This is a genomic window from Cupriavidus sp. 8B (genome assembly GCF_054589115.1).
Map to the genome: position 1 here is coordinate 543 of NZ_BAAILO010000488.1, position 1,545 is coordinate 2,087.

The window sequence follows — 1,545 nt, forward strand, 5'->3', positions numbered from 1 at the left end:
ATCCGAAGGGATCAGCCACTCGATCATGGCGGAACGCTACGTCAAGCCTGGCCAACTGGTCGTCGGTACCGACTCGCACACTCCTCACTGCGGCGCGTTGGGCGCACTCGCATTCGGGATCGGCGCCACCGAAATGGCCAATGCTTGGCTCACTGGCGACGTTCGTGTGAAGGTACCTGCGACGTGTCGGGTAAATCTCAAAGGACGGCTGCAACCAGGGGTCGAAGCGAAGGACATCGTGTTGCACCTTCTGCGTCTGCCGTACGTAAGGGACGGCCAGGCGATCGGGCAGGTGTTCGAATACGGCGGCGAAGCGCTTGCCTCATTGCCGACGGACGAGCGAGCAACGCTCACGAACATGGTGGCGGAGATCGGTGGCTTCAGCGGCATCATCGTTCCCGACGAGCAGACGGTGCGCTTCTTACGAGAGCGTCGGGGCATCGAGTTCGAGATCGAGCCGTGGATGCGCAGCGACGAGAACGCCGATGTGGCGCACACCATCGACGTCGACTGCTCCCAACTCGAACCCATGCTAGCCCGCCCCGGTGATCCTGGGCGAGGCGTGGGCGTATCCGAACTCGGCGATCCGGTGCAAGTGGACATTGCTTACGTCGGTTCTTGCACTGGCGGCAAGCGCGAGGATCTGCAGCGCTGCTGCGAAGTGATGAAGTGGGCTCTCGAACATAGCCTCAAGGTAGCCGAGACGACCCATTACATCCTGCAGTTTGGCAGCCAGGACGTCAGAGACTATTGCTCGCGCGAAGGCATGCTTGAGGTGTTCAAGCGCGCCGGCGTCGAGCTCATCGAACCGGGGTGCGGCGCTTGCGTAAACGCCGGGCCGGGCGTCTCGGAGCGTCCGGATCAGGTGACGATCAGTGCCATCAACCGCAACTTTCCCGGACGTTCCGGCCCTGGCCAGGTCTGGCTCGCCAGTCCGTCAACTGTGGCAGCGAGTGCTATCGCGGGCCGCATCGTCAGCTTCGAGCAGTTGCGAGCTCTCGCGCGCCACAGCCAAGTTTGATTCCTGGCAATCCACAAGGCTGCATGCAGCCTTTACCAGCACGACTTGACGCCATCGCTGAATGATTTCCAACCCGAGGCGCGGGGCGCGCGCCTTGCCGTGAAAGAAATCCTTTTCCAGCCCACGCGCCAAGAGACCTTTGAGGCTGAGCGACCAGAAACACGAACTTAGCTTCCATATGAGCGGGCTGTCGGTTGAGCCAAGCTTCCGTCTCTGAATGCGAGCCGTCACCGACGCTTCGGATGGAAAGCAATAAGCCAGTCCTGAAAGACTCGGCGAAGTACGCGTCGGAGCGCCCGCGGTGCGACCGGCTACGAATTTTCGCTTCGGCCGGCCATGCGACTGACATGACCCGCGAGAGAAGGTCCGGTGTAGGGGCGGAGCCGTCGTTCGAATGTCCGCGTAAAAGCCTGGGCCAACGTCCGCAGTTGGCGTGCGCCGTGCAAAGGCGGCGCTTTTCCAGTGGGTGTAAGCCCCACCCGGCAACCGCTCCAGCCGGAAGCAACCGGAGCAGCTATGGAGGT

Annotated in this window: 1 protein-coding gene; it reads left to right on the forward strand. The window is 62.1% G+C overall.

Annotated elements, in window-relative coordinates; translation table 11 throughout:
* Positions 1-1,021: 3-isopropylmalate dehydratase large subunit (locus tag ACYP5B_RS45335; protein ID WP_459573951.1), on the forward strand; the 1,021-nt coding region annotated here is incomplete at its 5' end.
* Between the last annotated feature and the right edge of the window lie 524 nt (positions 1,022-1,545).